The organism is Corallibacter vietnamensis (assembly GCF_039537875.1).
GTDB classification, from domain to species: Bacteria; Bacteroidota; Bacteroidia; order Flavobacteriales; family Flavobacteriaceae; genus Corallibacter; species Corallibacter vietnamensis.
Genome location: NZ_BAABBI010000001.1, coordinates 1,639,152 through 1,652,502 on the forward strand (window position 1 = coordinate 1,639,152; position 13,351 = coordinate 1,652,502).

Genomic DNA, 13,351 nt, shown 5'->3' on the forward strand with positions numbered 1-13,351 from the left:
TTTTGAGTCCTTATAATTTTAAATATGCTTCTTCTCGTCAATGCCTTTACTATTGGGTTCTAATAACTTTTCAACATCAGAAGGATTCTCAATTTTATAATATTTTTCACCTAGAATTATAATAGGATTCTTTAGTACTTCAGGGTGAGCATTTAGTACTTTAATCCAATCTGTTTCATCAAGTGATAAATGCTTGTCGTAATGTTTTTTAAATTCAGGATGGTTTTTATCTGTTAAATCTTCTAAAGACATATTTAAGCCATCAGCAAGTTCTTTCCATTGCGTGCCAGTTACTTTGGTTTTTGTGACATCAATTGAGAGTAAGCTTTTGAAAGATCCGTTTAGATATCCTAAAGTTTGTTTGCCTATGGTAGATTCTGAATTATAAAAAATTTTATTGGTTTTGCTATTTTTTGAAATCACAGTCATTGCTTTTTTGTGTTGTGGTTTTTACTAAAATACGTATAATACCTAGGACGTATAGTTAAAACTATTTTAAATTATTGAACATAGAAAATGTAAATAGCATCATAACAACTGTTAATAACTAATCTGTAAGTTTTTAGTTAAAAAACCTACTTTTGTTATGATTAATAACGCAAAAGATAATTATGTCAGATACAATTGAAAAAGTAAAATGCTTAATAATAGGTTCTGGACCTGCAGGATATACTGCAGCTATTTATGCAGCTAGAGCCAATATGAATCCTGTTTTATATCAAGGATCTCAACCAGGAGGACAATTAACAACCACTAATGAAGTAGAAAACTTTCCTGGATACCCAGAAGGAATAACAGGGCCAGAAATGATGATACAGTTACAAAAACAAGCAGAGCGTTTCAATACCGATGTTAGAGATGGCTGGATTACCAAAGTAGATTTTTCTGGTGATGTACATAAGGTTTGGGTAAATGATACAAAAGAAATTCATTGTGATACAGTCATTATTTCAACAGGAGCATCAGCTAAATATCTTGGATTAGAGTCTGAACAAAAATATTTAAAGCTAGGTGGTGGCGTTTCAGCTTGTGCCGTTTGTGACGGATTTTTCTATAGAAATCAAGAAGTAGTTATAGTTGGAGCAGGAGACTCTGCTTGTGAGGAAGCACATTACTTATCTAAACTTTGTAAAAAAGTAACTATGTTGGTAAGACGCGATGAGTTTAGAGCCTCAAAAATCATGGCAGCTCGTGTACAAAATACTGAAAATATTGAAATACTTTATAATACTGAAACTGATGAGGTTTTAGGAGATGGTCAAGTTGTAACTGGTGTTAGAGTATTTAATAACCAAACAAATGAAAAGCACGAAATACCAGCTACTGGTTTTTTCGTTGCTATTGGACATAAACCTAATACTGACGTTTTTAAAGACTATTTAGATCTTGACGCAACAGGATATATAATAAATGCAGTACCAGGAACAAGTAAAACCAATGTAGAAGGTGTTTTTGTAAGTGGTGATGCAGCAGATCATGTTTATAGACAAGCAATCACAGCAGCAGGAACAGGATGTATGGCAGCACTTGATGCAGAACGCTATTTAGCAGCAAAAGATGCAGGTTTTGAAGTAAGTACTTCTACATACAATTAAAAAATATTTCTTTTTAAAGGTAAAAACCCGAAGCTAAATGCTTCGGGTTTTTTATTGGTTGGTTATTATAGATTAAGTTATTGTTTGGTAATTGAACCAGAAACACCATCAGATTTATCAACACGGTCAGGGTTTCCGTAATAAGTTACGTCACCACCGCTTGAAGCTTTTGCTATGAGTTCTTTACTTGTGTTTACAACAATTTCTGCACCGCTACTTGCTTTTACTGTAGATGTTATTGATTTTAACTCGCTAGCTTCAATATCACTACCACTTGAAGCTTGAGCTATCAAGTGATCTACAGTTCCAGACAATTCTAGATCACTACCACTAGATGATTTACAGTCTATGGTTTTTGCTTTTACATCTAGTATTAAGTCGCTACCGCTGGTAGAAGCAAGTTCTAAATCGTTAGCAATAATTGTATTGGTTGAAAAAACATCACTACCGCTACTAGCTTTTATTGCCGAAATGTTTTTGAAATTTACAAACACTTTTCTTGCTGATGCCTGACCAATATTTTCGCTAGCATAAATTTTTAAGACGTCATTTTCTACTTCAGTAATAATGATTTCTTGAAGGTTTTCATCGGCTTCAACAGAAACACTTTCATCATTGCTTTGTGTTAGATAAACATCTAATCCGCGACTAGCTTTAATTTTGTTAAAGCTTTTATTTATAGAACGATTGCTGGTAGTAACATTACCGTTACCATGAACGCTATTTATATCAAATTGGCATGATAATACCATAAGTGATAAGGCAATTGATATAATAATTTTGGTGATGGTTGTCATGATTGATTGTTTTTTTGATTGATGGTTTAAATATCTTAACTTATATTATTTTTTTAAAGTTTGATTTTCTGAATTGTTATATAGCATTGATGAGTTGTTGTTAATTGTTATCTGTAGTTATTTCAATACCATTATCGTCAATGTTAACATTTACGTCATCGTCTTTTGCGTTTATTCCGTTGTTGTTAATTTCAAGGCTAGAATCTTTTGATTGTATTTCTAGACCTTCATCGTTTATTTTGATATGTGATTCTTTATTGCCTACGTTTACGCGAACTTTAAAATCATCATCTTCATCAGCTGGACAATTTTCACAAAGTAAACTGCCGTCTAATACCTTTAGATAGTGAGATTCCATACCATTATCTAAAATATCATTGTAATAGCTAGAGTTTCTGTGAAAACTATAGGTGTTTTCATCAGCATATAAAGTTGATCCAATAGGTAGGTATAACGTTATTTCTACTTGTTGATCTCTAAACTTATTGTTGAATGCAGTCATTAAATAACTTTCTAACTGTAATTCATTACCAACTAGCGCGTAATTGTACGTAATGTTTTCGGCTCTATTTCTAGCAATTTGATAGCTTCTACCTTCAGCATTTTTCTCTATATGAATAGATGCAAGTGAGTCTTTTGTAGAACGAACAATTAATCTAATGTCTGATGTTAAAATTACTTTTTCATTGTTGTCATCATGAACAATTCTATAGCCATTATTTCTGTAGTATCTACCATGAGACTTAAAATAATTTTCATTATCAACCATTTTTATATGCAAGGTGTCTTTTGCTGTAATGTAAAGTTCTTCCTTATGTGTTACACTGGCATCATAGGCATGTTCGCTAGCTTGTCTTACGCCAACAATAATGAGTCCAATAATTGCCATTATCCATAAACCTAATAAAGAGAATTTAGCTACATTACCTATAGATTTAAGGTTGTTTACCAATATTTTTAATCCTAAATAGAATACAAAGAAAAAAGGAACGCCAACAGCAAATAATAGTAGGAGTGAAATAAACCAAACAGGTGTATCGGCTGCGTTGGCGGCATCAACAAAGTCAAAACCAGGAATATGTACAATATCTGTAATACCTACTGTAAATAATCCTATAATAAGACTTATAAGTGTACCTGCACCTACCATGATTAAGATAATGCCTATAAACTTGGCAAAAACTTTCAAGAAAAACATTATGATGTCTCCTATGGTGTCAAAAAAACCTTTAGAGGTAGATTTTATTCTTTCTCCTTGTTTAGGTAAATCTATGTTTTTTACAGTATCAGATACTGTTTGTGATACATTTTCAAACCCGTCTTTAATTTTTTTTTCAATGTTACTTATATTCACTGGTTCTCCAGTCATAGTAAGCTTATCAGCAGTGGTAAGTGCTTCTGGTACTAATATCCAAAATAAAACATAGATAAAAATAAATGTTCCTCCAGAACCTATAGCAAGCAATAACCATAGTAAACGTACCCAAATAGCATCAATGCCTAAATAGTGAGCTAAACCAGAAGCAACACCACCTATATAAGAGTTGTCTGTGTCTCTAAAAAGTTTTTTTGATGCAGAACGCTGACTCTTGTAAGTGGTTTTTGGCTCATCTTCAAAGATTTCATCATCAACAAGGTAGTCTTCAGGTTGTCCCATTATGGCAATAACTTCGTCTACTTGTTTTATTGAAATAACTTGCTTTTCATTTTGAACACGTTCGTTAAAAAGTTCAGCAATTCTAGCTTCAATGTCTGATATGATTTCAGATCGACCTTGAGAGTCTGTAAATGAACGTTTTATAGCCTCAAGATAGCGTTGTAATTTTAAGTATGCATCTTCATCTATATGAAAAAATATACCTGCTAAATTTATGTTGACTGTTTTATTCATTTTTTTGTGTTTTTTTGTCTGGTTACTATGTTAACTGCATTTTGTAATTCACTCCAAGTGGTGTTAAGTTCGTTAAGAAACAGTTTTCCTGTTTCTGTTAAGCCGTAATATTTTCTTGGCGGTCCTGAAGTAGATTCTTCCCATCTATAATTGAGAAGTCCGGCGTTTTTAAGTCGTGTTAGTAGAGGGTAAATGGTTCCTTCTACCACAAGCATTTTTGCATCTTTTAAGGTTTCCAAAATTTCTGCAACATATGCATCATCATCTTTTAAGATGGATAATATGCAGTATTCTAAAACACCTTTTCGCATTTGTGCTTTTGTGTTTTCTATCTTCATGTTCTAATTCGATTTAATTGTGAAACTGTTCATTTTTTGATTGATTGATTATTTGATGAAATTGATTGTAAACGGATATTTATATAGTGAGCCTTCCTTGGCTGTTAAACTTGCTTTAACTATTAATACTAGCTCTAAAATGAAACCTATGACAGTTAAAAAACCTAAACCACCAGAAACATAAAGCAAAGGTGAAGGTTTGTTTAAACTTATGCTTACACTATTAAAAGCATCTACATCTATAAAGTCAAACCCATTAAAAAAGCTTAATAAGAATAATGGAACGGTTATCATTCCTAAAACCAAAGCGTATAGCAGTATACTTATTTGAAAATTAATTATTTGTTTTCCATGCGTATCAATAAATTCAGATTTATCTTTATTAGCAACCCATAAAATAATTGGTCCAATAAAATTTCCTAACGGAATAATAAACCTAGAAAAGCTAGATAAATGAATAAATGTGGCTATGTTTTTTTGGTGATTATCTATCATTTTTTAAAAGTATATAATAGTTTCTTATGCAAATATATGTTTAAAAAAAGGTATTATGCAATACAAAGTACTTAAAATTAACATAATATTAACATATTGAAAATAGAATATTTTATCTATTTTTAAGGAAATAATACAGGCTAAATGAAACTTACACCAAGAAAGATTAACTTGTTTAATCTCTATAAATTACCGGCAGTTTACTTTACAGGAATACGAGTAAAAACTATTACAGAGCAACGCTGTGTTGTTACAGTAAAACATCGTTGGATTAATCAAAATCCATTTAAATCTCTTTTTTGGGCCGTACAAGGAATGGCTGCTGAATTGACTACTGGAGCTTTAGTGTTAGGTAAAATTAAGTCAAGTGGTAAAAATATATCAATGCTTGTAGCTAATAATAAAGCTACGTTTACAAAAAAAGCAACCGGACGTATTACGTTTACGTGCAATGACGGTGATTTAATAAACGAAGCTATTGATAAAGCAATAAAAACAGGAGAAGGTCAGACCTTCTGGATGAAATCAATTGGCGTAAATCAAGATAATGTTGAAGTCTCAACATTTTATTTTGAATGGAGTATAAAAGTTAAGTGATTTGTAACAAAAACAATAAAAAAGAAACCTATATACATCAATCAATAAATAAATATATAATTATGACAGCACATGAAATAGATTACAGAATTTACGGAGAAGAAATGCAGTTTGTTGAAATTGAATTAGACCCTCAAGAAGGTGTAATTGCAGAGTCTGGAAGCTTTATGATGATGGATGATGGTATAAAGATGGAAACTATTTTTGGAGATGGTTCTTCAAAGAACAAAGGATTTTTAGGTTCTATTTTAGGAGCAGGAAAACGTATTCTTACAGGCGAAAGTTTATTTATGACAGCTTTTTACAATGAGCTTTCAGGAAAAAGAAACGTAAGTTTTGCGTCACCATATCCAGGAAAAATAGTGCCAATAGATTTAACAGAATTTCGTGGTAAGTTTATTTGCCAAAAAGATGCCTTTTTATGCGCTGCAAAGGGTGTAAGTGTTGGTGTTGAGTTTAGTAAACGTTTAGGTCGTGGGCTGTTTGGTGGCGAAGGTTTCATTATGCAAAAATTAGAAGGAGACGGCATGGCATTTGTGCATGCAGGCGGAACAATGGCTAAAAAAGAATTGCAAGCAGGAGAAACTTTACGAGTAGATACTGGTTGTATTGTAGGTTTTACACAAGATGTAGATTATGATATAGAATTTGTAGGAGGTATTAAAAATTCCATTTTTGGAGGAGAAGGATTATTCTTTGCAAAGCTTCAAGGTCCTGGAACTGTTTATATACAATCACTACCATTTAGTAGACTAGCAGATCGTGTTTTGGCATCGGCACCACGTTCTGGAGGAAAAGATAAAGGAGAAGGAAGTATTTTAGGCGGACTAGGAGATTTACTAGATGGAGATAACAGATTTTAAACACTAATTTTTTCTTGTTAAAGTTTTGTTTAAATAAAAATCTAATCCTTTTTTTTAGTATTTTTAAGCAAACAATAAAACAAAGCTTATATTAAAAACTACCTAACTATAACCTTAAAATTAATATGGCAAGAGCAATGTTTGAGTACACTAAAACTGTACTTAATAAAGTAAGTTTCGATGCTACGTTGTTTTGCAAAGAAGTACAAAAAGCCCTTCAAAGATTATTACCCTACGAAATTGAAGAGCTCAAGATTTATGTTCAATCACTTGTGCAGCAAAACCCAGAATTAAATCAATGTCTAATCTATTTAAAACCATAAAAAAAAGCGACTCTTTTAGAGTCGCTTTTTTAGTTTTTTACTTGAATGTAAAATGTTTTAGAAGTATCTTTGCAAAAATATTTTTCTTCTGAAAAGAATAATCGCAATAACGTTTTTATTAGCGCTTTCGCTGCGTCCTATTTATTATTTAGGACAAATGGCTTATTATGAGCTAAATATAGACTACATCATAAAAACGTATTGTATAAATACTGATAAGCCAGAACTAAAGTGTAATGGTAAATGTCATTTAGCAAAGCAACTTAATTTAGAAACTCAAAACTCTGAAGATGAAAACGAGCTTAATAGTATAGCTGTTTTTGAAGGTTTCTTACCTGTTTTTAATCAGATACAAACATATATATTACCTAAAAAACCCAAGCTAACAATATCAAAACATATTGTTGATGGGTATTTTAATAATTATTTCTTCTTAAAAGGCGAAAGCCAATATAAACCACCGCAGCGTTTAATTTAATATCTAGTTTTTTTACAAGGCTTTTTGGTACTTGCCATGAAGCATACCCTAATATTAAATTAAAATAACATAAAAATGAAAATTTTAAAATTAGCATTTACGTTAATGCTAGCAATAACTATATTATCATGTTCATCAGATGATGACGCTTTATTAGCAACAAGTTTAGTAGGTCAAAAAGGAGATGTCGTAATCAAGTTTGATAACGGAGTAGGTGACCAAGACTTTATTTTTGGTGTAAACTATAACAAATCAAATGGCGAGTCTTATAAATTAGAAAGTTTAAAATACTTAATAAGTAATGTCAAATTAAAAGATGCTAACGGAATTGAGTATGTATACCCTTATGACGAAAACATCTTTATTGTAGATGAAGCTGATGCAAATAACGCAGGTGAAATCTATATTACATTAAACAATGTTGATGCTGCAAATTACACCGAGTTAACTTTTGGTGTAGGAATAGATCAGGAACGTTACGCATTAGGAGCTGAAGGGCAAGGAGACTTTTTAGAAGTCGCTCAAGAAGAAGGTATGCTTTGGTCTTGGGCAACAGGCTACCGTTTTACAAGGTTTGATGGTACGTATTCATCAGCAGTAACTACAGATGGTGCATTAAATGTTCACATGGGAAGTGTTGGTACAGATTTAGATAACTACAGAGAAGTAACGCTACCGTTTCCAAATACTGTAAGAGTTCGTCCAGGAGTTGAACCTCAAATTCATGTACAAGCAGACATCTCTAAAGTTTTTGATGGAGAAACTTCAGTAAATTTTGAAGAAGGTTATAGTCAGGTGCATACAGACTCTGAAACAACTTCGGTAATAGCTAATAACATAAGTAAAATGTTTGTTGTACACCACGTACACAATGAGTAATATTTTCAAGAAAAACAGGAATACACATAAGTATTCCTGTTTTTTTTAATCTTAAATATATAGTTGATGAAAATAATACACATTATACTGGTATTGGTATTGTTGTTTTTTTCTTGTGATAAAGATGAAACAAGCATACCACAAGCAGCATACGAACCTATTCCAGTAAGTATTGAAAAACCTGATAATTTTCCAGAAATAGCTTATAATTTAGAAGCTAATCCGCCTACAGAAGCTGGTGTTGCTTTAGGAAAAAAGTTGTTTTATGACGGAAGACTATCTGCAAACAACTCTATTCCTTGTGCATTTTGTCATGAGCAAGCTTTTGCTTTTACACATCACGGGCACACACTAAGCCATGGTGTAAATGGAGGTATTGGGTTTAGAAACTCTCAACCAATGCAAAATTTGGCATTTCAAAATGAATTTATGTGGGATGGAGCTGCTTCGCATCTGGATTTACAGCCTATTATTCCATTAACAAGTGATTTAGAAATGGGAGAAACATTAAGCAATGTAGTTAGTAAATTACAAGCTGATGTTCAATACAAACAAGATTTTATAAGAGCATTTGAAGACGGTAAAATAAATAGCTCAAATATGCTTAAAGCGTTATCGCAATTTATGATAACCATGATTTCTTCAAATTCTAAATATGATAAATATATTAGAGCAGAAGATCAGGTTACATTTACCGCATTAGAGTTAGATGGTTATAATACGTTTCAAGATAAATGCATAAGCTGTCATGCAACAGCCTTATTTACAAATCAGGAATATAGAAATAATGGATTGCCAGTAAACCCACAACTCAACGATCAAGGTAGGTATGTGGTTTTTGAAAACCCAGACGATTTATACAAATTTAAAGTACCTAGCTTAAGAAATGTAGAAAAGTCTTTTCCTTACATGCATGATGGACGTTTTGCATCACTAGAAGCAGTGCTTGATTTTTATGATTCAGGTATGGTAGATAATGGCAATGTAGATCCAATTTTATTGAGAAACGATGGTACCTATGGTATCTCGCTTTCTAATTATGAAAAAGAAAGTTTAATAGCTTTCTTAAAAACACTAACAGATAATGAATTTTTAAACGATGAACGTTTTTCAGAATATTAAATACAAACTTGTATTCGGCATACTATTTTTGATATGCAATTTTACAATACAAGCACATTCAGGACAACCACCGCACAAGTATTATGAATTTCAATTTGCATGTGATTTATGTGGTTGTTCTACAAGCAGCGGTAGTTTTGGTTTTGGTACATTAAGTAATGCTAATTTTTTTGGCGTGAGGTATATATACCAAAACTTTGAATCAAGAAATGGTATTTATGCCAATTCACCAATTATTAAAGAGCAATTTAACACGTATCAAGCTTGGGCTCAAATACCTGTTTACAAATCTTTTTATGTAAGTACAACAATACCTTATCAAGATTTGCGAAGAGTATATACTGATAGAGAAGAGCACATAAATGGTTTGGGTGATATGAATGTAATTGCGTGGTACAAACTTCAGTTTAATAAAAAACGTGAAACCGATTCTGAAAATGTAGACTACAATAACCTTGCGCAAGAGAAATCACCGCATTCATTTCAGTTTGGATTAGGGTTAAAATTGCCAACAGGTGAGTTTGAACAGAGACTGACAAACAGAATCAACCCAGGGTTTCAATTAGGAACAGGAAGTTTTGATGGTATTGCTGCTCTTGGTTATAATTTAGGGCTAGATAGATTTGGCATAAACACATTAGCTACCTATTACTTTAAAGGAGAAAATAAGAACGATTACCAGTTTGGTAATCAGTTTAGTTATGCGTTAAATGCATATTATGCATTTCCGTTTACATCTTTTAATGTTATGCCTTTTGCTGGAGTGTCAGGTGATGTTTATGATTCAATAAAACAGTATAACGAAACGCTGACAGATACTGATGGTTATATTGTAAACTCAAGTTTTGGGGTAGAAGTTGCTACAAAACGATTTATTTTAGGAGCAAATTATACCTTACCATTATCACAAGAATTATTTGGTGATAATGTAGAGTCTAAACAACGTTTTTCTATTTATCTTAATTACGCATTATAGCATAATAATTTAAAGAAGAGAAACTCCCGCTAATTGTTTTAATTAGTGGGAGTTTTTGTTTGGTAACGGACTAATTATTTTTACATTTTGAAAAGCAATAGCGCCACGAATAATGCTAGAAATTACATCATAAAGAGCATTTATAATTTGCATTTTCAATTCGCTTTTATGATAAATAATGCTTACTTCTCTCGCTGGGCTTGGTTCTTCAAAGTGATGTAAATTTCCTTTAGCTTTTTCACTTAAATCTAATGTGTGTAAATAGGGTAAAAGCGTCATGCCTAAACCTTCGTCTGATAGCTTAATTAGCGTTTCTATGCTACCACTTTCTAATTGAAATTGCTCATCTACTTGGTTTTTAAACGCTTTGCATAAATTTATAATACCTTCTCTAAAACAATGCCCATCTTCAAGCAAAAGCATATCGTCTATATCTAAATTAGAAATATTTATTTTTTGTTTATTATGTAATTTATGATGCTCAGGAATATAACCAACAAAGGGTTCGTAGTATAGCACACGTTCTTTTATTGTGTCATGCTCCAAAGGCGTAGCAGCTATTGCAGCATCAAGATGCCCGTCATTAATTCTCGCAATAATTTCTTCAGTGGTAAGCTCTTCTATTTTTAATTTAATTTTCGGATACTTTTTTATAAAAGTTTTCAGAAACATAGGTAATAACGTAGGCATAATAGTAGGAATAATACCTAGCTTAAATTCGCCACCTATAAATCCTTTTTGCTGGTCAACAATATCCTGAATTCTATAGGATTCATTTACAATATTTTTAGCTTGAGTTACTATTTTTTTACCAACCTCTGTGAGTTCTATAGGTTTTTTACTTCTATCAAAAATCAAGATATCTAATTCGTCTTCTAGTTTTTGAATCTGCATACTTAACGTTGGTTGGGTAACAAAACATTTTTCTGCTGCTTTAGTAAAGTTTTTGTTTTCGGCTACAGCCAAAACATAGTACAATTGTGTTATTGTCATGGTATCAATTTAGATTATAAAAATATAAAAACTATCAATAAAACTTATGCATAGAAGTGTTAATAATAAAATAAATTTGTACTAAACAAAATAACAAACAAATTATGACACTAAATAGTATAGGATTAAATACAGAAATGACAAAAGAGTTAGCAAACGATTTAAATACGTTATTAGCTAATTTTCAAATATATTATCAAAATTTACGCGGTATTCATTGGAATATAAAAGGAAAGCGTTTTTTTGATTTACATGTAAAGTTTGAAGAACTTTATACTGATGCCAATGTTAAGGTTGATGAAATAGCCGAACGTATTTTAACATTAGGAGTTACACCGTTACACACTTTTGAAGATTATACCAATGCAGCAAAAGTGCCTGTAGGAAAAAATATTTCTCAAGATGAAAAAGCAGTAAACCTAATAGTAGAATCTTTAACAGAGTTATTAAAAATAGAGCGTGCTATATTAGATAAATCAGATGATGCCAATGATGAAGGTACAAACTCTATGATGAGTGATTTTATTACTGAACAAGAAAAAACTGTTTGGATGATGAAAGCTTGGTTGGGCGAAACAGTCTAGAAAAACAGTGGTTAATAGCGATAAAAGCGACTCAATTGAGTCGCTTTTTTTATAGATTCTTATAACCTGATAATCATATCAATGTTTTCATTAGTAACCTTAAAGGCTGCGTCACTAAAAGTAGGAGGTCCAAAAAGCATTGGGTTATTAGATATACCATATGACTCTTTAGGCATTCCATTACTTTCAAAGTCCATGCGGTTATTATCATTTTCATCATGCAAAACCATAACAGCATATTCACCAGGAACAACATCTTTAAAAGTTACTTCAACTTTACCGTCTTTTATCTCGGCTTTTGAATTTTGTATACCTTTCGTTTTCATAAAGGTATCTGTTGTATGAAGACCAATCAGCATATGACCGTTATTATTTAGGGTGTTGTTTATTTTTACCGTAATGGTATAAGTTGCTAATGTGTCATTTTTTTGTGCGTTGCAAATAAAACTTGATAATGCAAGTGCTAATGTAATGGCTAGTGTTTTCATAAATGTAAGATTGTTTTTTGATTAATACAGGACAAATATCTATACAAAACAAGTAGCAAGGAAATAAAAAGAACCAAACTGTAAAATTTACAGGATGAACTGTTTAATTTTTATAATTAGCTTAAAATGAGAGGGCATAAAAATTAAAATTAGCACAATTAAGGTTTTAAGAATTTGAAAAAAAAGATCTACTCAATAAGGCTTTATTGGTATCTAAAAATGCTATAATTGCAATTTTATTATCTTTCAATGTTTAAGAAAGTTATTAAACAGTTTTTATTCGGCATATAATCATATCCAAACTCATTAAACTATGTTTTATACCATTGATATTTTAGGAACTATTGCATTTGCAATTTCTGGAGTGTTGGTTGCTTTTAGTAAACGTATGGATCCTTTTGGGATTCTTATTATTGCTTTTGTAACGGCTGTTGGTGGCGGTACTTTAAGAGATATTTTAATAGGAGAAACTCCAGTAACCTGGATGAAAAATATGACTTACGTATATGTCATACTTGCATCTACAATATTTGCAGTTCTTTTTAGAAGAAAATTAGATTATTTAAGAACGTCATTACTCTTATTTGACACAATAGGAATAGGATTATATACCATTGTAGGAGTTGAAAAAGGCTTAAATGCAGAGTTGCATCCAATAATTTGTATCGCTTTAGGAACTATGTCAGCTTGTTTTGGTGGTGTAATTCGTGATATATTATGTAATGAAATCCCTGTGATTTTTAGAAAAGAAATTTATGCAACAGCCTGTATTATCGGTGGTTTGTCATACTTTATTTTACGTAAATTTCCACTAGATTATAATGTGGTGTTTATAATTTCTGGTATTGTTGTTATTGTAATACGCTTACTAGCAGTAAGATTTAAAATAAGCTTGCCTAGTTTGTATGACGATGATGAAACCTTTAACTAAC

The 13,351-nt window shown here is 31.6% G+C and carries 17 protein-coding genes; 10 read left to right on the forward strand and 7 right to left on the reverse strand.

The window, feature by feature from the left end:
* Positions 1–18: 18 nt before the first annotated feature.
* The gene (locus ABD690_RS07525) at positions 19–429 is read right to left on the reverse strand and encodes an arsenate reductase family protein (protein ID WP_344728919.1); all 411 of its coding nucleotides are present in this window, start codon (positions 427–429) and stop codon (positions 19–21) included.
* Positions 430–611: 182 nt separating this feature from the next.
* On the opposite strand from ABD690_RS07525, the gene trxB reads away from it, so the two are divergent.
* Positions 612–1,595, forward strand: coding sequence for a thioredoxin-disulfide reductase (gene trxB, locus ABD690_RS07530; protein ID WP_344728921.1), 984 nt, complete (start codon positions 612–614; stop codon positions 1,593–1,595).
* A 77-nt stretch (positions 1,596–1,672) separates the two neighbouring features.
* Here trxB and ABD690_RS07535 read toward each other — a convergent pair whose 3' ends face one another.
* The 4 genes from ABD690_RS07535 to ABD690_RS07550 all read right to left on the reverse strand — a co-directional run bounded on the left by ABD690_RS07535 (position 1,673) and on the right by ABD690_RS07550 (position 5,116).
* Positions 1,673–2,392: a head GIN domain-containing protein gene (locus tag ABD690_RS07535; RefSeq protein ID WP_344728923.1), complete on the reverse strand. Its 720-nt coding sequence runs from the start codon at positions 2,390–2,392 to the stop codon at positions 1,673–1,675.
* Between the two features lie 100 nt (positions 2,393–2,492).
* A complete protein-coding gene (locus ABD690_RS07540) occupies positions 2,493–4,283 on the reverse strand; it encodes a PspC domain-containing protein (protein WP_344728925.1) in 1,791 nt (596 codons plus the stop codon).
* Positions 4,280–4,621: a PadR family transcriptional regulator gene (locus ABD690_RS07545; protein ID WP_344728927.1), complete on the reverse strand. Its 342-nt coding sequence runs from the start codon at positions 4,619–4,621 to the stop codon at positions 4,280–4,282. The genes ABD690_RS07540 and ABD690_RS07545 overlap by 4 nt, the downstream gene beginning before the upstream one ends.
* A 48-nt stretch (positions 4,622–4,669) precedes the next feature.
* Complete coding sequence (locus ABD690_RS07550) at positions 4,670–5,116, reverse strand: DUF4870 domain-containing protein (RefSeq protein ID WP_344728929.1); 447 nt, start codon at positions 5,114–5,116, stop codon at positions 4,670–4,672.
* A gap of 144 nt (positions 5,117–5,260) precedes the next feature.
* Here ABD690_RS07550 and ABD690_RS07555 point away from each other — a divergent pair, with 144 nt between their 5' ends.
* The 7 genes from ABD690_RS07555 (at position 5,261) to ABD690_RS07585 (ending at position 10,354) form a co-directional block, all read left to right on the forward strand.
* The gene (locus ABD690_RS07555) at positions 5,261–5,713 is read left to right on the forward strand and encodes a DUF4442 domain-containing protein (protein WP_344728931.1); all 453 of its coding nucleotides are present in this window, start codon (positions 5,261–5,263) and stop codon (positions 5,711–5,713) included.
* A 62-nt stretch (positions 5,714–5,775) separates the two neighbouring features.
* Complete coding sequence (locus tag ABD690_RS07560; protein ID WP_344728933.1) at positions 5,776–6,576, forward strand: TIGR00266 family protein; 801 nt, start codon at positions 5,776–5,778, stop codon at positions 6,574–6,576.
* Positions 6,577–6,701: 125 nt separating this feature from the next.
* A complete protein-coding gene (locus ABD690_RS07565) occupies positions 6,702–6,899 on the forward strand; it encodes a hypothetical protein (protein WP_344728935.1) in 198 nt (65 codons plus the stop codon).
* A gap of 157 nt (positions 6,900–7,056) precedes the next feature.
* Positions 7,057–7,377: a hypothetical protein gene (locus ABD690_RS07570; RefSeq protein ID WP_344728937.1), complete on the forward strand. Its 321-nt coding sequence runs from the start codon at positions 7,057–7,059 to the stop codon at positions 7,375–7,377.
* Positions 7,378–7,452: 75 nt separating this feature from the next.
* The gene (locus tag ABD690_RS07575) at positions 7,453–8,256 is read left to right on the forward strand and encodes an MbnP family protein (protein ID WP_344728939.1); all 804 of its coding nucleotides are present in this window, start codon (positions 7,453–7,455) and stop codon (positions 8,254–8,256) included.
* Between the two features lie 66 nt (positions 8,257–8,322).
* The gene (locus ABD690_RS07580; protein WP_344728941.1) at positions 8,323–9,378 is read left to right on the forward strand and encodes a cytochrome-c peroxidase; all 1,056 of its coding nucleotides are present in this window, start codon (positions 8,323–8,325) and stop codon (positions 9,376–9,378) included.
* On the forward strand, positions 9,356–10,354 hold the full coding sequence (locus ABD690_RS07585; RefSeq protein WP_344728943.1) for a transporter family protein: 999 nt from the start codon (positions 9,356–9,358) through the stop codon (positions 10,352–10,354). Before ABD690_RS07580 ends, ABD690_RS07585 begins: the two co-directional genes overlap by 23 nt.
* Positions 10,355–10,396: 42 nt before the next feature.
* On the opposite strand, the gene ABD690_RS07590 is transcribed toward ABD690_RS07585, so the two are convergent.
* Positions 10,397–11,347 (reverse strand): hydrogen peroxide-inducible genes activator, encoded by a 951-nt coding sequence (locus ABD690_RS07590; protein WP_344728945.1) that lies wholly within the window; start codon positions 11,345–11,347, stop codon positions 10,397–10,399.
* Positions 11,348–11,451: 104 nt separating this feature from the next.
* On the opposite strand from ABD690_RS07590, the gene ABD690_RS07595 reads away from it, so the two are divergent.
* Positions 11,452–11,931 (forward strand): Dps family protein, encoded by a 480-nt coding sequence (locus ABD690_RS07595; protein ID WP_344728947.1) that lies wholly within the window; start codon positions 11,452–11,454, stop codon positions 11,929–11,931.
* Between the two features lie 59 nt (positions 11,932–11,990).
* On the opposite strand, the gene ABD690_RS07600 is transcribed toward ABD690_RS07595, so the two are convergent.
* Entirely contained in the window at positions 11,991–12,419 is a 429-nt protein-coding gene (locus tag ABD690_RS07600) for a DUF2141 domain-containing protein (RefSeq protein WP_344728949.1), read from the reverse strand.
* A gap of 313 nt (positions 12,420–12,732) precedes the next feature.
* Between ABD690_RS07600 and ABD690_RS07605 the strand changes: the two genes are divergently transcribed.
* Positions 12,733–13,350 carry a trimeric intracellular cation channel family protein gene (locus ABD690_RS07605; RefSeq protein ID WP_344728951.1) on the forward strand — a complete coding sequence of 206 codons (618 nt, stop codon included), beginning with the start codon at positions 12,733–12,735 and terminating at the stop codon, positions 13,348–13,350.
* Position 13,351 lies beyond the last annotated feature (1 nt).

Coding starts and splice junctions, on each gene's coding strand:
- ABD690_RS07575 (WP_344728939.1), top strand. CDS start 7,453: ATGAAAATTTTAAAATTAGCATTTACGTTAATGCTAGCAATAACTATA.
- trxB (WP_344728921.1), top strand. CDS start 612: ATGTCAGATACAATTGAAAAAGTAAAATGCTTAATAATAGGTTCTGGA.
- ABD690_RS07585 (WP_344728943.1), top strand. CDS start 9,356: ATGAACGTTTTTCAGAATATTAAATACAAACTTGTATTCGGCATACTA.
- ABD690_RS07540 (WP_344728925.1), bottom strand. CDS start 4,283: ATGAATAAAACAGTCAACATAAATTTAGCAGGTATATTTTTTCATATA.
- ABD690_RS07570 (WP_344728937.1), top strand. CDS start 7,057: ATGGCTTATTATGAGCTAAATATAGACTACATCATAAAAACGTATTGT.
- ABD690_RS07590 (WP_344728945.1), bottom strand. CDS start 11,347: ATGACAATAACACAATTGTACTATGTTTTGGCTGTAGCCGAAAACAAA.
- ABD690_RS07525 (WP_344728919.1), bottom strand. CDS start 429: ATGACTGTGATTTCAAAAAATAGCAAAACCAATAAAATTTTTTATAAT.
- ABD690_RS07550 (WP_344728929.1), bottom strand. CDS start 5,116: ATGATAGATAATCACCAAAAAAACATAGCCACATTTATTCATTTATCT.
- ABD690_RS07600 (WP_344728949.1), bottom strand. CDS start 12,419: ATGAAAACACTAGCCATTACATTAGCACTTGCATTATCAAGTTTTATT.
- ABD690_RS07595 (WP_344728947.1), top strand. CDS start 11,452: ATGACACTAAATAGTATAGGATTAAATACAGAAATGACAAAAGAGTTA.
- ABD690_RS07565 (WP_344728935.1), top strand. CDS start 6,702: ATGGCAAGAGCAATGTTTGAGTACACTAAAACTGTACTTAATAAAGTA.
- ABD690_RS07605 (WP_344728951.1), top strand. CDS start 12,733: ATGTTTTATACCATTGATATTTTAGGAACTATTGCATTTGCAATTTCT.
- ABD690_RS07580 (WP_344728941.1), top strand. CDS start 8,323: ATGAAAATAATACACATTATACTGGTATTGGTATTGTTGTTTTTTTCT.
- ABD690_RS07555 (WP_344728931.1), top strand. CDS start 5,261: ATGAAACTTACACCAAGAAAGATTAACTTGTTTAATCTCTATAAATTA.
- ABD690_RS07560 (WP_344728933.1), top strand. CDS start 5,776: ATGACAGCACATGAAATAGATTACAGAATTTACGGAGAAGAAATGCAG.
- ABD690_RS07535 (WP_344728923.1), bottom strand. CDS start 2,392: ATGACAACCATCACCAAAATTATTATATCAATTGCCTTATCACTTATG.
- ABD690_RS07545 (WP_344728927.1), bottom strand. CDS start 4,621: ATGAAGATAGAAAACACAAAAGCACAAATGCGAAAAGGTGTTTTAGAA.